24 protein-coding genes are annotated in these 15951 nt (G+C 64.7%); 11 read left to right on the top strand and 13 right to left on the bottom strand.

Annotated elements, in window-relative coordinates; translation table 11 throughout:
• Positions 1 to 114 precede the first annotated feature (114 nt).
• From NLM32_RS41210 to NLM32_RS41185, 6 genes are all read right to left on the bottom strand, one after another.
• Positions 115 to 1068 (bottom strand): ribose-phosphate pyrophosphokinase, encoded by a 954-nt coding sequence (locus NLM32_RS41210; RefSeq protein ID WP_187437466.1) that lies wholly within the window; start codon positions 1066 to 1068, stop codon positions 115 to 117.
• A 194-nt stretch (positions 1069 to 1262) separates the two neighbouring features.
• The gene (locus NLM32_RS41205; RefSeq protein WP_254134369.1) at positions 1263 to 1886 is read right to left on the bottom strand and encodes a hypothetical protein; all 624 of its coding nucleotides are present in this window, start codon (positions 1884 to 1886) and stop codon (positions 1263 to 1265) included.
• A 119-nt stretch (positions 1887 to 2005) separates the two neighbouring features.
• A complete protein-coding gene (pgeF, locus tag NLM32_RS41200; RefSeq protein WP_254134368.1) occupies positions 2006 to 2773 on the bottom strand; it encodes a peptidoglycan editing factor PgeF in 768 nt (255 codons plus the stop codon).
• Positions 2773 to 3891: a class I SAM-dependent methyltransferase gene (locus tag NLM32_RS41195; RefSeq protein WP_254134367.1), complete on the bottom strand. Its 1119-nt coding sequence runs from the start codon at positions 3889 to 3891 to the stop codon at positions 2773 to 2775. Before NLM32_RS41195 ends, pgeF begins: the two co-directional genes overlap by 1 nt.
• Before the next feature lie 18 nt (positions 3892 to 3909).
• A complete protein-coding gene (gene lgt / locus NLM32_RS41190) occupies positions 3910 to 4752 on the bottom strand; it encodes a prolipoprotein diacylglyceryl transferase (RefSeq protein WP_254134366.1) in 843 nt (280 codons plus the stop codon).
• Between the two features lie 8 nt (positions 4753 to 4760).
• A complete protein-coding gene (locus NLM32_RS41185) occupies positions 4761 to 5498 on the bottom strand; it encodes a dienelactone hydrolase family protein (RefSeq protein WP_254134365.1) in 738 nt (245 codons plus the stop codon).
• 207 nt (positions 5499 to 5705) lie between these two features.
• On the opposite strand from NLM32_RS41185, the gene NLM32_RS41180 reads away from it, so the two are divergent.
• The 4 genes from NLM32_RS41180 (at position 5706) to ychF (ending at position 8773) form a co-directional block, all read left to right on the top strand.
• Positions 5706 to 5957, top strand: coding sequence for an accessory factor UbiK family protein (locus NLM32_RS41180; protein ID WP_148777675.1), 252 nt, complete (start codon positions 5706 to 5708; stop codon positions 5955 to 5957).
• A gap of 320 nt (positions 5958 to 6277) precedes the next feature.
• The gene (locus NLM32_RS41175; RefSeq protein WP_254134364.1) at positions 6278 to 7003 is read left to right on the top strand and encodes a 50S ribosomal protein L25/general stress protein Ctc; all 726 of its coding nucleotides are present in this window, start codon (positions 6278 to 6280) and stop codon (positions 7001 to 7003) included.
• 61 nt (positions 7004 to 7064) lie between these two features.
• Positions 7065 to 7670: an aminoacyl-tRNA hydrolase gene (gene pth / locus NLM32_RS41170; protein ID WP_254134363.1), complete on the top strand. Its 606-nt coding sequence runs from the start codon at positions 7065 to 7067 to the stop codon at positions 7668 to 7670.
• A gap of 5 nt (positions 7671 to 7675) precedes the next feature.
• The gene (gene ychF / locus NLM32_RS41165; RefSeq protein ID WP_254134362.1) at positions 7676 to 8773 is read left to right on the top strand and encodes a redox-regulated ATPase YchF; all 1098 of its coding nucleotides are present in this window, start codon (positions 7676 to 7678) and stop codon (positions 8771 to 8773) included.
• A gap of 18 nt (positions 8774 to 8791) precedes the next feature.
• Here the strand turns inward: ychF and NLM32_RS41160 are convergent, their stop codons facing one another.
• A complete protein-coding gene (locus NLM32_RS41160) occupies positions 8792 to 9088 on the bottom strand; it encodes a DUF4282 domain-containing protein (protein ID WP_254134361.1) in 297 nt (98 codons plus the stop codon).
• Between the two features lie 159 nt (positions 9089 to 9247).
• On the opposite strand from NLM32_RS41160, the gene NLM32_RS41155 reads away from it, so the two are divergent.
• The 3 genes from NLM32_RS41155 (at position 9248) to NLM32_RS41145 (ending at position 10542) form a co-directional block, all read left to right on the top strand.
• Complete coding sequence (locus NLM32_RS41155; protein WP_254134360.1) at positions 9248 to 9700, top strand: MaoC family dehydratase; 453 nt, start codon at positions 9248 to 9250, stop codon at positions 9698 to 9700.
• Positions 9700 to 10179 (top strand): MaoC family dehydratase, encoded by a 480-nt coding sequence (locus NLM32_RS41150; protein ID WP_254134359.1) that lies wholly within the window; start codon positions 9700 to 9702, stop codon positions 10177 to 10179. The genes NLM32_RS41155 and NLM32_RS41150 overlap by 1 nt, the downstream gene beginning before the upstream one ends.
• A 216-nt stretch (positions 10180 to 10395) precedes the next feature.
• Positions 10396 to 10542, top strand: a complete 147-nt coding sequence (locus NLM32_RS41145; RefSeq protein WP_164938884.1) for a hypothetical protein — start codon at positions 10396 to 10398, stop codon at positions 10540 to 10542.
• Positions 10543 to 10607: 65 nt separating this feature from the next.
• On the opposite strand, the gene NLM32_RS41140 is transcribed toward NLM32_RS41145, so the two are convergent.
• The 6 genes from NLM32_RS41140 to NLM32_RS41115 all read right to left on the bottom strand — a co-directional run bounded on the left by NLM32_RS41140 (position 10608) and on the right by NLM32_RS41115 (position 14303).
• Positions 10608 to 10745 carry a hypothetical protein gene (locus tag NLM32_RS41140; protein ID WP_254134358.1) on the bottom strand — a complete coding sequence of 46 codons (138 nt, stop codon included), beginning with the start codon at positions 10743 to 10745 and terminating at the stop codon, positions 10608 to 10610.
• A gap of 322 nt (positions 10746 to 11067) precedes the next feature.
• Positions 11068 to 11499, bottom strand: a complete 432-nt coding sequence (locus NLM32_RS41135; RefSeq protein WP_254134357.1) for a hypothetical protein — start codon at positions 11497 to 11499, stop codon at positions 11068 to 11070.
• Positions 11500 to 11671: 172 nt separating this feature from the next.
• A complete protein-coding gene (locus tag NLM32_RS41130) occupies positions 11672 to 12607 on the bottom strand; it encodes a hypothetical protein (RefSeq protein ID WP_254134356.1) in 936 nt (311 codons plus the stop codon).
• 245 nt (positions 12608 to 12852) lie between these two features.
• On the bottom strand, positions 12853 to 13293 hold the full coding sequence (locus NLM32_RS41125) for a nuclear transport factor 2 family protein (protein WP_254134355.1): 441 nt from the start codon (positions 13291 to 13293) through the stop codon (positions 12853 to 12855).
• Between the two features lie 200 nt (positions 13294 to 13493).
• A complete protein-coding gene (locus NLM32_RS41120) occupies positions 13494 to 13757 on the bottom strand; it encodes a hypothetical protein (protein WP_254134354.1) in 264 nt (87 codons plus the stop codon).
• A 69-nt stretch (positions 13758 to 13826) separates the two neighbouring features.
• Positions 13827 to 14303 (bottom strand): nuclear transport factor 2 family protein, encoded by a 477-nt coding sequence (locus tag NLM32_RS41115; RefSeq protein WP_254134353.1) that lies wholly within the window; start codon positions 14301 to 14303, stop codon positions 13827 to 13829.
• A gap of 250 nt (positions 14304 to 14553) precedes the next feature.
• On the opposite strand from NLM32_RS41115, the gene NLM32_RS41110 reads away from it, so the two are divergent.
• From NLM32_RS41110 to NLM32_RS41095, 4 genes are all read left to right on the top strand, one after another.
• Positions 14554 to 14790 (top strand): hypothetical protein, encoded by a 237-nt coding sequence (locus tag NLM32_RS41110; RefSeq protein ID WP_254134352.1) that lies wholly within the window; start codon positions 14554 to 14556, stop codon positions 14788 to 14790.
• 97 nt (positions 14791 to 14887) lie between these two features.
• Positions 14888 to 15067, top strand: a complete 180-nt coding sequence (locus tag NLM32_RS41105; protein ID WP_254134351.1) for a hypothetical protein — start codon at positions 14888 to 14890, stop codon at positions 15065 to 15067.
• 110 nt (positions 15068 to 15177) lie between these two features.
• The gene (locus NLM32_RS41100; protein WP_254134350.1) at positions 15178 to 15564 is read left to right on the top strand and encodes a hypothetical protein; all 387 of its coding nucleotides are present in this window, start codon (positions 15178 to 15180) and stop codon (positions 15562 to 15564) included.
• A 6-nt stretch (positions 15565 to 15570) separates the two neighbouring features.
• A complete protein-coding gene (locus NLM32_RS41095) occupies positions 15571 to 15933 on the top strand; it encodes a hypothetical protein (protein WP_254134349.1) in 363 nt (120 codons plus the stop codon).
• Positions 15934 to 15951: the final 18 nt, after the last annotated feature.

Genomic DNA, 15951 nt, shown 5'->3' with positions numbered 1-15951 from the left:
GCCGTAGGGTGGGCAAAGCGCAAGCGTGCCCACCGTCTGCATCTCAAAAGAAAAAGGTGGGCACGGCGCTTTGCGCCTTTGCCCACCCTACGAGACCTTACAAGTCCGAAAAGCTTAGTCGAACAGGCTCGAGACCGACTCTTCCGCCGCGGTGCGCGCGATCGCATCCGAGATCAGGCTTGCGATCGGCAGCGTGCGGATGTTCGGCGCCTTGGTCACCGCTTCCGTCGCCAGGATCGAGTCGGTGATGACGAGCTCTTTCAGCTTCGAGCCGGCGATACGCGCGGCCGCGCCGCCGGAGAGCACGCCGTGGGTGATGTAGGCGTAGACATCCTTGGCGCCCTTGGCGATCAGCGCATCGGCCGCGTTCACCAGCGTGCCGCCGGAATCGACGATATCGTCGACCAGGATGCAGCTGTAGCCGGAGACGTCGCCGATCACGTTCATGACCTCGGATTCACCCGGACGTTCGCGGCGCTTGTCGACGATCGCGAGCGGGGTGTTGATGCGCTTGGCGAGGCCGCGGGCGCGGGCCACGCCGCCGACGTCGGGCGAGATCACCATCACCTTGGAGAGGTCGAAACGTTCGCGAATGTCGCGCACCATCACGGGGGCCGCGAACAAATTGTCGGTCGGGATATCGAAGAAGCCCTGGATCTGGCCGGCATGCAGGTCGAGCGTCATGACGCGGTCGACGCCGGCATGGGTGATCAGGTTGGCGACGAGCTTGGCCGAGATGGGCGTGCGCGAGCCGGAGCGGCGGTCCTGCCTGGCGTAGCCGAAATAGGGGATCACCGCGGTGATGCGGCGCGCCGAGGAGCGGCGCAGCGCGTCGGTGATGATCAGCAGCTCCATCAGATTGTCGTTCGCCGGAAACGAGGTCGACTGGATGATGAAGGCATCCGAGCCGCGGATGTTCTCCTGGACCTCGACGAAGATCTCCATGTCGGCGAAACGCCGGACCACTGCTTTGGTCAGCGGCACATCGAGGCCCTGCGCGATCGCTTGCGCGAGCGCGGGGTTGGAGTTGCCGGCGACAAGCTTGATGGAGCCGTTCTTGGCCGACATGGATGCTTCCTCCCGCGCTTTGCTGGATACGACGTTCAACATCAAAGAATACCCACTGGGAGCACGGTTACGACGGGCGAGGAAATATCAGGCGGGAGGCCGCAATGGCAACCCGGGATGCTACGTTTTCCCTCTGAAAATCCTGAGTCGGGCCAACGGCTTGGCTGGTAGTTGGGCCCGTGGTTTAGCGGTGGTTATTGCTGGGCGTAGCCGAGCGCCGAGGCCGGCACCTCCGGCGCCGTCGCCTCCGGCGTCGTGCTCGCCACCGCGGGCCCGCGCAGGCCGGGAACCGGGCCCGGCGCATCTCCCGGAGCACCGTTGATCATATTGGAAAGTCCGCTGAATCCGGCCTGGGCGATCTTCCGCAGCACGAGGTCGTCGGCGGCAGTCCAGGGGTCGCGGCCACCCTTGGCCGTGGTCGGTTCCTCGCCCGAGAGGCGCAGCGCCCGCTGCTGGTTGGCGTCGTAGACGTCCCAGACCCAGGCGATCACGGTCTTGCCGCGGACCACCTGGGCGGAGAGGTAGCTGCGCACGCGGAAGGCAGCCGTCCCCTCGCGGGAGACCACGGACAGGCTGCGCAGCTTGGATTCGCTGTCGAGCACGCCGACCATACGGTCGAACACCTGCGGCGGTGGCCCGTCGATGGACTCGAAGGCAACCGTCGCTCCGGAGCCGGCGCTTGGCGTCGCCATCGCATAGGAATTGGCGGCATTACCGCCGCCTCCGGCGCAGCCGGCCAGCGCGGTCGCTGCCGCCAGCAGCATGACCGCGAGCCCGCGCGAACCGGCGCGGCGCAAGATGGATGACGCTTCCCTCATTGAGGGCAGCGATATCGTTAAAATCGATTAAGGTCTAGGGCAGAGGCGACACAGATCCGGTGCATTACGGGCGCGAAGTTTGTGCATCGCCCCGGAATGAAACGACGTTGCCTGTGTGTTCACCCTTCCAGTGCGATCGCGTGAACGTGGCGGCCGTAATCCGGCTCCTTGCGATGAACTGAACGGCGATAGCTGAAGAAGCGCTCGTCGGCATAGGTGTCCAGACCGAGATCGTCGATCATCAGAATGCCGGCGGCTTCCAGCCGCCTGCGGATGAAGCCGGCGAGGTCGAACATCGCGTGGCCTTCGCGCACCGACGGGATGAAGAACACGGCGTTGTCCGCATCCGCCTCGATGAAGCGCGCGACGAACTCGTTGCCGACCTCGTAGCTGTCCTGCCGGATCAGCGGGCCGATCGCGGCGATGATGCCGCTGCGGCTGGCGCCGAGCTTTTCCATCGCGACAATCGTCGATTCCAGCACGCCCGTCAGCGCGCCCTTCCAGCCGGCATGCGCGCCGCCGATCACACCCGCGTTGGGATCGACGAACAGGACCGGTCCGCAATCGGCGGTGGAGACGCCGAGCGCGATGCCGGGCGTCTTGGTCACCAGCGCATCTCCCTTCGGCCGCGGGCCGCTCGGCCATGCGCGATCTGCGACGAGGACATAGGGCGAATGGATCTGATGCAGGCTGACGAAGCGCTCCGGTGCAACGCCGACATGCTCGGCCATGCGGCGGCGGTTCTCCGCAACAAGGGTCTGATCGTCGCTGGAGCCGAGGCCGCCGTTCAGCGCCGCATAGATGCCGTTGGAAACGCCGCCTTCACGGGTGAAGAACGAATGGCGCAGGCCGGGTACGCCTGAGAGCAGCGATGAAGTGAGAGTCATCAATGGCCTCCGGCCTGTTCGAGATCGCTGAGGCCAGCAAGGCCCGTCAGCCGCGGCTCGGAGATGCCGAGCACCTTGAACATCGTGCCCATGCCGCTGCGCCCGGTGTCGGTCAGCCGCTTCAGCGCCACGGAAATGTCGGTGGCCACCTCCGGCGTCGCCTTCTGCATCAGCGCGGCTGCGCGGGTGTCGATGCCGACGCGCTTGAGGAAATCGCCCTGCGTCACCGGCCCGTGCACGCGGGCGCCGACATCCTCGGCTGCGCGCGCCAGCGCCTGGAAGTCGACATGGGCGGTGACGTCGGCCTGGCCCGGCGCCTTCAGGGGATCGGTGAAGGTGTGACGTGCGATGGCCTGAAAGGTGTCGCCGGCATCGCTGCGCAAATGACCGTAGTCGATGATCAGCGCCGCGCCGTCCTGGTCGCGCACGCGCGTGGCGAGCTTCATGATCTCGGTATCGGGCCGCCATTCGAACACCGCGCCGACGGGCGCCGCGCGTACCAGGGGCGGCAGCAGCACGTCGAAGCGCGGCGTCGGCTCGGCGGCCGCGCCGAACTGAAGCTTGCCGTTGGGATCGATCTCGATCACGCGCTCGTGCCAGCCGTCCTCGCGCTTCACCATCTGGTGGATCGGCAGCACGTCGAAATATTCGTTGGCGAGGATGATGCTCGGTCCTTCGGGCACGTCGTCGATATTGTCGTGCCAGGTGATGCTGTTGCGCACGCCCGACAATGTCGCACTCTGCCGCTCGCGCAGGACCGGATTGACCTCGACCAGGTGGATGCTGAGCCCCTGATAGAGCGGCGGCAGCACGCGCAGTGCGCGCAACGCGTCCGCCATCATGGTGCCGCGGCCGGGGCCGATCTCGATCAGCCGCAGGAATTGCGGCGAGCCCATCTGCTTCCAGACCGAGGCGGTCCACAATCCCAACAACTCGCCGAACATCTGGCTGACTTCGGGGGAGGTGGTGAAGTCGCCTTCGCGGCCCAATGGATCGCGCGAGACGTAATAGCCGTAGCGCGGATGCATCAGGCACGCTTCCATGTATCGCCAGACCGGCATGGGGCCTGAGGATTTGATCAGCGCCTTGATCTCGTTCAGCAATGGCTGTTCGGTCACGTGTCTTCTCGAAATGAATTAACCAACGGCATCGACCGGCTTCGGCGCGCCGCGCCTGATAGCCCATACAATAAGTATACCGCCGACGATAAGCATCGGGATCGACAGCAGCATGCCCATGGTTAATCCGCCCCAGAGGTAGCCGAGCTGGACGTCCGGCTCGCGGAAATGCTCGCCGATGATCCGGGTCAGGCCGTAGATCAGGATGAAGCTGCCGAGGATGAGCCCCGGCCGCTTCAAGGCCCCCATCCGGATCATCACCGCGAGCACGATGAACAGCAGGATGCCCTCCATGCCCGCTTCGTACAGCTGGCTCGGATGGCGCGGCACGTCACCGCCGGTCGGGAAAATCATGGCCCAGGGCAGGCTCGGGTCGGCCGCGCGACCCCACAGCTCGCCATTGATGAAGTTCGTCAGCCGCACCAGGAAGATCCCGATCGGCGCAACGCCGCAGGTGATGTCGCCGAGCGACAGGATCGAGATGCCATTCCTCCGGGCGAACCACATCACCGCCACGACGCAGCCGAGGAAGCCGCCGTGAAAGGACATGCCGCCTTCCCACAATTTGAAGATGGCAGAGGGATGCTCGATGAAGAAGGGCAGATTGTAGAACAGGACGTAACCGGTGCGGCCGCCGACAATGATGCCGAGCGTCACCCACAGGATGAAATCGTCGATCTGCGTCAGGCTGATCGGCGACGCGCCGGCCCACAGCCTGTCTTTCTTGATCAGGGCACGCGCATAGAACCAGCCGAACGTGATCCCGCAGATATAGCCGAGCGCGTACCAGCGGATCGCGAACGGTCCGATCGCGACCGCGACCGGACTGAACGACGGAAAGTCGATAAGCAGAAAGGGCATCGCGCCTGCTAATGTTGGACGAGGTTGCGGCGATAGAGCGCCAGCAGACGCTCCCAATGCCGCTCGGCGGCGTCGCGGTCATAGACCGGGCGCTTGGGGAAGGCGAAGCCGTGATGGGTGCCGGGATAGATCTCGACCTCGGCTTTGGCGCCGCTCATGCCCTGCTTCACCTTCTCGATGATCTCTGAAGGCGCATAGATGTCGGTCTCGGCGCAGGCGAAGTAGAGCTCGGCCTTGGTCTTGGCTGCCGCGAGATGCGGGCTGTCGTCCTGATCGGTCGCAAGCTGCGTGCCGTAGACCGAGGCGGCGGCCTTGACGCGATCGGGGAAATGCGTGGCGGCGTTCACGGCGTAACGGCCGCTCATGCAATAGCCGACGGTGCCGATGATTTTGGTGTTCGCGGCGGTCTGGCTCTCGGCATAGGTGAGCAGCGCGCGCGTGTCGTCCATGATCATGGGAATCGTGAGCGAGCCCATCAGCGCGAACATGCGCTTGCGCTCCGGCGCGTTCGGATCGACCGGCAGCGCGCCGAGCTCCATCACGCCGGAACGGTAATAGAGGTTCGGCAGCATCACGTAATAGCCGGATGTCGCGAGCCGGCGCGCCATGTCGCGCAGCTCCTCGCGGATGGCCGGCGCGTCCATGTAGAACAGGATGACCGGGAACGGTCCGCCACGCTCGGGATGGACGATGAAGGTCGCGGTGTGGCCGTCCTTGGTGGGAATAGCGATCTGCTGCTCGATCATGTCTTGCGTTCCGCCTTCTGATTCTTGTTATGCAGGGACGTGGAATACGATTGCAAGGAAACCGGGGCATGACAAGGATACCGCCGGCGGCCCTTGAACCGGCCTCCGCGGATTGCCATTGTCTTTTGGCGCGTTCGCGCAAAGTTTATCGCAGGCCGCCAAGAAACCGATCGAGAAACCGATCAAGAGACCGATCAGGAGACCGACATGACCCAGACCACCAACCGGTTTTTCGACGAGATCGGCCGCTTGATGAACGACGCCGCCGGGGCTGCCCAGGGTGCCAAGCGGGAGTTCGACACGGTGCTGCGCAATCAGGCCGAAAAATTCCTGCGCGACATGGACCTGGTCAAGCGCGAGGAGTTCGAGGTGGTCAAGGACATGGCCCGCCTCGCCCGCGAGGAGAACGAGGCCCTGAAGGCGCGCATCGCCGCGCTGGAGGCCAAGCTCGGCGGGTAGTCGCTCTTCTTACCCTCCCCTGGAGGGGGAGGGTCGCAGCGTATGGAGCGCAGCGGAATGCGCTGCGGGGTGGGGTGATCTCTCCACTCGGGCACCGCTTCAATGGATGGACTGTCACCCCACCCCGGCGCTACGCGCCGACCCTCCCCCTCCAGGGAGGGTAGGAACCCGGGCCGCCCGCCCATTCTCCTTGTCATTTCTGCATCTTCCGGGTAAAAGCCCGCCAGTTCGTGGCCCCCGCACCCCTGGAGGCTTGCTGCGAACGATGCCATGGGCCGCGCTGCGGCCCATTAACTTTTGCAAAAACAAGGACTTAGACTATGGCGACGACCGTCAAGGAATTGAAGGCGACCGCACGTCCGAAGAGCGGCAAGGGGGCCGCCCGGGCTGAGCGTCGCGCCGGGCGCGTACCCGGAGTGATCTATGGTAACAACCAGCCCCCGCTCCCGATCTCGGTTGACGATCGTGAACTGCGCCAGCGCATCCTCGCGGGCCGGTTCCTGACCACGCTGGTGGACGTCGAGCTCGACGGCAAGAAGCACCGCGTCATTCCGCGCGACTACCATCTTGATCCGGTCAAGGATTTCCCGATCCACGTCGACTTCATGCGTCTCGGCGAAGGCGCCACCATCCGCATCAGCGTCCCGCTGCATGTCGTGAAGGCTGAAGGTTCGCCCGGCGTGAAGCGCGGCGGCACGGTCAACATCGTCGCCCACGCGATCGAGCTCGAATGCGGCGTCGAGAGCATCCCGCAGTACATCGAGGCCGACGTCGGCGCGCTGGAAATCGGTCACTCGCTGCATCTGTCGGACGTCACGCTTCCGGCCGGCGTTAAGGCGCTGACCCGCGAGGACGCGACCCTCGTCACCATCGTTCCGCCGTCCGGCTACGCCGAAGAGCAGAAGGCCGCGGCTGCGGCTGCTGCTGGTGGCGCGGCTCCGGCGGCAGGTGCTGCAGCTCCGGCAGCAGGTGCTGCTCCGGCTGCGGGTGCTGCTGCTCCGGCGGCGGCTGCCAAGGCTCCGGCCGGCGGCGACAAGAAGAAGTAATCTCTCAGAGAAGCTGGCGCGCGGTCGCTGACCGCGTGCTGGCTGAGGGGCGCGCCGCGTCATGCGACTCTTTGTTGGGCTCGGCAATCCCGGCGCGAAATACGCACGTAACCGGCACAATATCGGCTTCATGGCCGTCGACGAGATTGCGCGGCGTCATGGTTTCGCACCATGGCGCCGTCGCTTTCAGGGCGAGACCTCGGAAGGCACGCTCGGCACGGAGCGCATCATCCTGCTCAAGCCGGCGACCTTTATGAACGACTCCGGCCGCAGCGTTCAGGAGGCGGCGAGCTTCTTCAAGATCGCGCCGGGCGACACCACGGTGTTTCACGACGAGCTCGAACTGCCGCCGGGCAAGGTGCGGGTGAAGATCGGCGGCGGCATCGCCGGCCATAACGGCCTGCGCTCGATCTCCGCGCATATCGGCAACGAGTATCGCCGGGTGCGGCTCGGCATCGGTCATCCCGGCGTCAAGGAGATGGTGCACGGCCATGTGCTGTCCGACTTCGCCAAGGCCGACAGCGACTGGGTGACGACGCTCTGCGATGCGGTGGCCGAGCATGCCGCGCTGATCGTCAAAGGCACGGACGCGACCTTTGCCAACAGGGTGCATCTCGCGATGCAGGCGAAGGGATTTTTGACCAAGGACGAGAACGGCAAGGAATAACGCTCGTGGGATTCAAATGCGGAATCGTCGGATTGCCCAATGTCGGCAAGTCGACCTTGTTCAATGCGCTGACCGAGACGGCCGCGGCGCAGGCCGCGAACTATCCGTTCTGCACCATCGAGCCGAATGTCGGCGAGGTCGCGGTGCCCGATCCGCGGCTCGACAAGCTGTCGGCGATCGCCAAATCGGCGCAGATCATTCCGACCCGGCTGACTTTCGTCGACATCGCCGGCCTCGTGCGCGGCGCCTCCAAGGGCGAAGGCCTCGGCAACCAGTTCCTGGCAAACATCCGCGAGGTCGACGCCATCGCGCATGTCGTGCGCTGCTTTGAAGATTCCGACATCACCCATGTCGAGGGCAAGATCGCGCCGCTCGCCGATATCGAGACCATCGAGACCGAGCTGATGCTGGCCGACCTCGACAGCCTCGAGAAGCGCGTCGACAACCTCACCAAGAAGGCCAAGGGCAACGACAAGGACGCCAAGGAGCAGCTCGACCTCGTCAACCGCACGCTGGTGCTGCTGCGCGAGGGCAAGCCCGCGCGCCTCGTCGAGCGCAAGGCGGAGGAAGAGCGCGCCTTCGGCATGCTCGGCCTGCTGTCGTCCAAGCCCGTGCTCTATGTCTGCAACGTCGAGGAAGGCTCGGCCGCCACCGGCAATTCATTCTCGAAGGCGGTGCAGGACCAGGCCGCCAAGGAAGGCGCCGTTGCCGTCGTCATCTCCGCCAAGATCGAATCCGAGATCGCCACGATCTCGCGCGAGGAGCGCACCGACTTCCTGGAGACGCTTGGTCTCGAAGAGGCCGGCCTCGATCGCCTGATCCGCGCCGGCTACACGCTGCTCGACCTCATCACCTATTTCACTGTCGGACCGAAGGAAGCGCGCGCCTGGACCATCTATCGCGGCACCAAGGCGCCGGGCGCCGCCGGTGTGATCCACACCGACTTCGAGAAGGGCTTCATCCGCGCCGAGACGATTGCGTATGAGGACTATGTCGCGCTGAACGGTGAAGCCGGCGCGCGCGATGCCGGCAAGCTGCGGCTCGAAGGCAAGGAATACGTCGTCGCCGACGGCGACGTGATGCATTTCCGGTTCAATACGTAAGTCGCGGAGAGGGGCGCCTCAGCGCGCCCCGCCGCCCTGATCCCGGATGGCACCGAGATGCTCGTTGATGCGGAACACGATCAGGATCAATTCCGCGGCGATGCGCGAGAACACGATTCCGACGACGACGCCCGCGATCGATTCCAGCACGACCAGGAAGCCGGCGAACGGGCTGATCGCCATCGCGGTGAGACCGGCAAAAATTCCGGAAAGCCCGAACAGGCAGATCACGCCGATCACCAGCCAGTAGAAGGTCTTGATGATCGTGGGCGTGATGAAGCGGTCCCATTGAAACAGATCGTTGAATGAAAACATCTCTCTCCCCCGGGCAGATCGCGCCCCCGGCCGCGCCAATCGAACAATGAGGCTGGTTCGGCCCGACTCGCCGAATGTAGCACGAGCCATGCGGGCCGGCGGGTTGAGATTGCCGCAAAGTGCGGCCACAATCTGTCATTCCCGCAAAGCATTCCCAAGATGACCCTGACCTTCGAAGATTTCCCGACCGGCCGGTATGGAACGTTCGGCCCGCGCCATGTCACCCGCGACGAGATCCTGGCTTTCGCCGCCGAGTTCGATCCGCAACCGATGCATCTGGACGAGGAGGCCGCCGGCAAAAGCATGCTGCGCGGCCTGTCCGGCTCGGGCTGGCACCTCTGCTCGCTGATGATGCGGATGATGGCCGACGGTTTCATCACGCGCGCCGCGTCGCTGGGCTCGCCCGGCGTCGACGAGGTGCGCTGGCTGTCCCCGCTTCGACCCGGCGACGACCTCACGCTCGACGTCGACGTCGTGGAAGCCCGGACTTCGAAGAGCAGGCCGAACCTCGGCATCGTCAAGTTCAAATGCACGATGCGCAACGCCAGGGGCGAAGCGCTGTGCGAGATGACCTCGCCGATCCTGATCGAGCGGCGCGCGGGAGCGGTCTGATGCGGTTCTTCGAAGATATCGAGATCGGCCATCGCCGCGACATCGGCAGCTACAGTTTCACGGCGGACTCCATCAAGACCTTTGCCGCGAAGTTCGATCCGCAGCGCTTCCACCTCGACGAGGAGGAGGGCAAGAACTCGCTGTTCGGCGGGTTAGCTGCGTCCGGCTGGCATGTCGGCTCGGCCTGCATGAGCCTGCTTGTCGCCGACGGCCAGCGCCTGGCGCGGGAAGCTGTGGCGCGCGGCGAGGAGGTTGCGGTGTGGGGGCCGTCACCGGGCTTTCGCGACCTGCGCTGGATCAAGCCGGTGCTGGCCGGCGACACCATCAGCTATTCCAGCGTCGTCATCGACAAGCGTAGCTCCGCCTCGCGTCCCGGCTGGGGCATCCTGACCGCCCGCACCACAGGAACCAACCAGCGTGGCGAAGAGGTCTATTCCATCACCGCGTCGGCCTTCGTGCCGATGCGGAAGGGCGCTTAGACCAGTTCCAGAATGAACGGCCGAAATCAGCGCGCAGAAATCAGCGCGCAGGTGTTGCCCGTGCGCTATGGACGCGATTCCGGGCGGCTGGCATAAGCCTCTCCGAGATGGCCGGTCGTTGCGAAGCAGTTAACCGGAACCATCGAGTTGCTAACCAATTATGAACCTGTCGCTGTCTATTTGAACAAACTGGGCAGAGTACAGGGGACGAGAACAATGGCAGACCGCGGCGCACTCAAGCTGGTCGGATTTATCTTCGCTACCGCGACGCTGGCCGTGATGCTGGTCGCCGGCATGGTGGTGAAGGGCTACGCCGACGGCGCCTACACCCTGGAAGCCTCCACGGTCGACGCGAGCCGTTAAGCACTCGTTAACTCCGCGGGGCCGCGCAGTGGCCTCCGCGTGGGGCCGCGATACGGCCTCCGCTTTCAGCGGCTATAGACGAACGCCAAGATCGCGATCGCAACCGCCAGCAGCCCGATAAAGCGCAGCATGATGGTCCCGAACTGGTTCGGCGCGGGCCGCAGCGGTATCGGGTCCGTGTTATCGGGCCGAATGCTTTCCATCTGAAAATGTCCCCGAGGCCCGGCCGCAAGGCTGCGGGCGCTAGGCATTGGTCGGCGGGGATGGGCGGTGGGTTCAAGGCCAAGCCGCCTCCTCTCGTGTCCCGGACGCGCTGCAGCGCTCTTGCGCCGCTGCGCAGAGCCGGGACCCAGCGCTTCACATATTCATGGGCCCCGGCTCTGCGGAGCGTCACCATAGTGCGTCGAAGACGCGCGTAAACGCGCTTACGGTGCCGCACCGCGTCCGGGGCACGAGACCTCTTCGGAATCAAAACCGCCGCGCCCCTTCCGGAGCGCGGCGGCTGGTGATGCTTGGTACGTGCGATCAGCTGTTGCGCAGGCCGTCGGCGGCGCGCTTCCACTGGGCGACGTTGTCGGCGATCATGCGGGTCGACTTCATCGCGGCCTGGCTGAGCTGGGCGTAGCCCGAGATCTCGCGCTGGACGCGCTGGCCTTCGGCATGAAGCAGGTCGCGCAGGCTCTCGAGCTCGGAGATCAGATTCTCGATCTCGGCAAGCGAGGTGCCGGCGACGCGCTGGATCAGCGAGTTGACGTTGGTGACGGTGGCTTCCGCGCTCGGATCGAGCGGCGGCGCGTCGGTCGTGGTGGCCGCGGCCGGCCGGCGCAGATAGGCGATGTCGTTGCGGACGAAATCGCGGATGCCGGCTTCGACTTCCGTCACGGCGGCGAGGTTGGTGTCGACCGTCTCGGTCTCGGCGGTGGTGGTCTCGGTCTTTTCCGGACGCATGGCGTTCATCGTTATTCCCCTGTTCGCGTTGAGCGCAGCGCGAGTGTCCCCCGCACGACGATATGTGTCAGGCCGGTGCATCAGGGCGTCCGATTTTGACCGCAAAGGGGCCGAGATGCGGCAAGGGCGGACCATTCGGGGGTTTTGCCGTGGCGTATGGTTACGGGATTCCTAAGAAAGCTCACCAGCTCTTCTTGAAGCCCGCGGTCAGGCTCTTGTTGATCGCACCTTGCGAGGTTTCGCCGACCGAGCCGGACACGGTGACGTTGTCGAACAGCTTCTGCTCGGCGCCGACCTTGCGCAGCCATTTGTCGTCGGTGGTGGACATGGTCTGGCCGGCGGTAATGCTGGTGCCGGTGTCGGTAATGGTCACCTTGGCTGACTGATCGGTCTCGTAATTGCGGGTGATGTGGCCGCCGACGCCGGGCAGCGCCGTCGTGCCCTGCTGGTTGACGCTGTAGCCGTTCTGGAGCGTCAGCGAGTAATCGCCCGACAGCGGCACCGATTTGGTCAGCGACGCGCCAAGCTTGCTCTGCTCGGCGCCGGGATCGACACGCGCTTCCACGGCGGTCTTGTCCCAGACCGCGCCCGCGCCAGGTGCGGTCGCGGCGGCCCAGGCACTGCCGGAGGATTGCGGCAGGTTGCCGCCATTGGCGGCCTTCTGCGCCATCAGCTCCGACATCGTGGTCGGCTCTTTCGCCACCGTCATGTCGGCGCCGACGCGGGTGTCCCAGAACGACGACACCGACTGCTTCACGGTCACGGCCGAGGAGCCGTTGGCGTTGGCGTTGGTCGACCAGTTCATGCCGTTATTGGCGGCGGCCTGCGCGCGCTTCTTGGCGGCGATGATGTCGTTGAGCGTGCCGGCGTCGATGGCGAGCTGGCTCCAGTCGAGCTTGTCGACGTCGATGCCCTTGAGCACGTCGGTGTCATTGACGTTGGGGGCTTCCGCGACGTTGGGGGCTTCTGCGACCTCGTCCTCCTCGTCGGGCGCCGTCGCAGCGGGGGGAGGGGAGAAGGGCGGGATGATTTGCGCCGGGGCCGTCAGCACAGAGCCGAAAATGAACGCGGCCGCCAGCGGCAGCCGGGTCCAGCCAAAACCTGTCGTGAATTCCATTGCCTTGCCCGCAAGCCCAGTTCGCGCACAGGATGCGGCGCTAACGTTGCGAAATTATGGCGCATGCCGCGACAGTTTGGAAGCTGCCCGGGCCTTCAGAATAGCGAACCAACGGGCCGCGCGAGCAAGCGCGCGCCCGATGACGAGCATTTCCACGACGGCATCCGGCGGGGCTGGTGGCCAGGACAGGGTCGCGGAAGCATCAATCGATCGGTCCCGAATTGCGGAGCCCGTTGGTGTCCCCCTCAGCCGACGCTGGTCATCTTCGGCAGATGAATGGCGCGGCCGAGTGCCTGCTCGACCAGGTCGAAAGTGTCGATCAGCACGCGCATGCTGATGAGCCGGTCCGCCCTGAACTGGGCGAACTGCGCGACGCGCAAGCTGATCGGCTTGTCGGAATCAAGTGCCGTGAGCGAATAGCGCAGCATCGAGGAGGCGGAATCAACGCCCAGCATGATGCTCTCGCGCTCGAAGCGGCGGACGTGGAAATTGTCGGCGAGCTGGCGGATGACCTGGAGCACGGCCGCCTTGCCCTGGCGCGCGCCCAGGAACGGAAACATGTCGATCGGGCCATAGATCGCCCATTCGACGTCCTCGTCGATCAGGGCCTCGATGTCCTCGAAATGCCGGTCGTTGATCGCGCGGTGCAACGCACGCGAGAAACGCCAGAGGCTGTGCTCTGTCATTTTGGGCAGTCCTGACGCTGGGTTTGTAGAAAAACGGAAAACAACCCCATGCACCGCAATGTGCCCCGGGGCGGGTCAACTCATTTGTATGCGAACAAATACGGGATTTCGGCCAAAACGCAATTCACGTTTTTGCAATGCACAAGTGAGCGCCAAGTGTGAGATTTACAATAGAACCCCGTAATCTTACCGGAGTTCGATCAGTCGTGGCCGCGTGCCGGTTCCCGCTCGATCGCGATGGCATCGTCGCGCATAGCCATCATGGCGAAGAGAGCGGCGCCGCCGATCCCGCCGATCGCAGCCCCCACAGGCATGAAGGTGAGGAACACCAGCATGCCGCTATAGCCCTCGAAGCTGGTGGTCTGCGCGATCTCGACCCAGGCGAGCCCGGCGCCGACGCCGAGCGCGGCTCCCCCCAACGCCCCCAGGAACAGCCCCAAGATTGCAAGCAACGCGACTTTCATCGGCAAACATCACCAGAGCCGGCGTGCATGACGCCCCGAGGAATGGGTCGGGGAAGCGGTGAGGGAGGTTCAAGCGCGAGGCGGTGCCCAGTACTCGATGTCGTCCACCCCAGCCCGCGTGATCAGCGGCCCGATCTCCCGCTCCAGCACCTGCTGCACCAGATCGTAGGAATCGATGATCTCCCGGATCTGCGCGATCTGTCCGTTCCGGAAGGTATAAAACACCGCCATGTCGAACTGCACGATGCGGCCGTTGCTGCGCTTGGTGAAATAGGTGTGCAGGTAGGTCGCGACATCGTCGCCGTCGGCGACGACGTGCGGCGCCTTGTAGCGGATCTCGGAATAGCGCGACCACACCGTCTGCCAGAGCTCGCGCAGCTCGGCCTTGCCGTGGCGCGGGCCCATATGCGGCAGCACGTCGATCGGCGCGTGGGTGAGGAAGTCGACGTCGTCGGTGCAGCACGACAGCGCCGCCTCGATGTCGCCGCGTGCAAAAGTGTCGAGCAGATGCAGCACGCGTTGCCTGTTCAACTTTTCAACCGTCATGCTGCTCCAGCCTTCATTGGCCACGGATTGAGGAACGCTATGGCCCGGCGCGCGGGTCCATCAATCCGCGAAAACACCGGGCTACCGAGCGATTGGTCACGCTGCAATGTACGTGGGTTCACACCGTTCAATGGCGGGTCGCGCTTGCATCCGCATGCACGAATTTCAATCGTTGCCCCGTGGCGAGCGCTGGAACCCGGAGCGGCCCACGCTCGTTGAGACGGCGACACCGTATCCGGAGACATCGATCATGAAATCCCCGTTCATCGCCGTCACTGCCGCGCTGCTCATGCTGGGCGCGAGCTCCGTCGCCAACGCCAAGGGGTGCATCAAGGGCGCCGTGGTCGGCGGCGTCGCCGGCCACTACGCCGGCCATCATGGCGTGCTCGGTGCCGCCGCCGGCTGCCTCTACGGCCGCCACCGCGCCAACGAGCAGGACAAGCAGCAGCAACAGCAGAGCCAGGTGAACGGACAGGGCAAGCTGTAGAGACGCCGAAAAACCTCGCACCGGCGGCCTTCTATCCAGGTCGTGCCGATGGTAAATTCCGGCTGCAAACGCTGGGGTTGAGTCGGGCGAGGGAACGATGGACGTCGGGAAGTCCTTGTGGGGCGTCGTCGTCGCAATCGTGTTCCTCTATTGCGTCGTCGCTTTCGTGGGAAACGCGTCCCGTTCGCGGGGCGTCAAATACAATTGGCTCAGCGTCTTGCTGTCGTTCTCGACGATTGGCCTCGCCATCTATCTCGTCTTCTTCCGCCAGCTCTGAGTTCCTTCAGCCGGCTTCACGCCGCGGGCCCCGGCACCGCGTGAGCCAGCTCACATCTCGCTTTTGACATCGCGGCTAACATCATCCGCCTGTCATCAGGGAGACGTGCCATGGCCGTCACCGCCGCTGCGAGAAAGTCCCGCCTGCGCAACGCGCTCGAGGGCTTTGCGCTGACCGCGATCCTGCAGAGTTTCCCGACCTTCGCCGCCGCCGCGCTGCTGCTCAAGCTGTGCGGCAATCACGACCTCGTCGGCGACCCCGGCGTCGCCATCTTCGTCGCCTTCGCCTCACTGGTTCATGCGACCATCGCGGTCACGCTCGGGCCGATCTTCCCGGCCCTGTTCAAGACTCTCTACGAGCCGAGTTTCTTCGATGGCACCCTGTCGCTCTCCGACAAGATCACCGAATGGCGCACCCACCCGGTCGCCTCGCTCCAGCTCGTGACCATCGTGCTGCTGCTGTCGGTGATGGCGGTGGTGACGGCGAGCGTGGGGTGAACGCGTATGCCCTTCATCACCACGTCGAAATCCGCCCCCCTCAACTGCCTCGAAGGCTTTGCGCTCACCACAATCCTTCAGGGTTTTCCGATCTTCGCGGCAGCCTCGCTGATGGTCAAACTCCTCGGCGACACTCACGGGAGCCGTCCAGTCCTCACCATTGCGATGGCGTCGGTCTTCTACAGCATCTTCGTCGTCTCGGTCGGGTCGGCCTTCCCGAGGATCAAGAGCGGCTACGAAGCGCAATTCTTCGACGCGAGCCTGTCCTTCTTCGAAAAAATCGCCCGCTGGCGCGCCAAGCCGGCAACATCGCTGCAGCTCATGGCATCAGTGCTGCTGTTGTCGCTGCTGGCGACGATCGCGGGGTGAGAGACGTTTCGTTCCGGG

Source organism: Bradyrhizobium sp. CCGUVB14 (genome assembly GCF_024199935.1).
Lineage (GTDB): Bacteria > Pseudomonadota > Alphaproteobacteria > Rhizobiales > Xanthobacteraceae > Bradyrhizobium.
The sequence above is the reverse complement of the archived record's forward strand: the minus strand, read 5'-3'. Positions and strand labels throughout refer to the sequence as shown.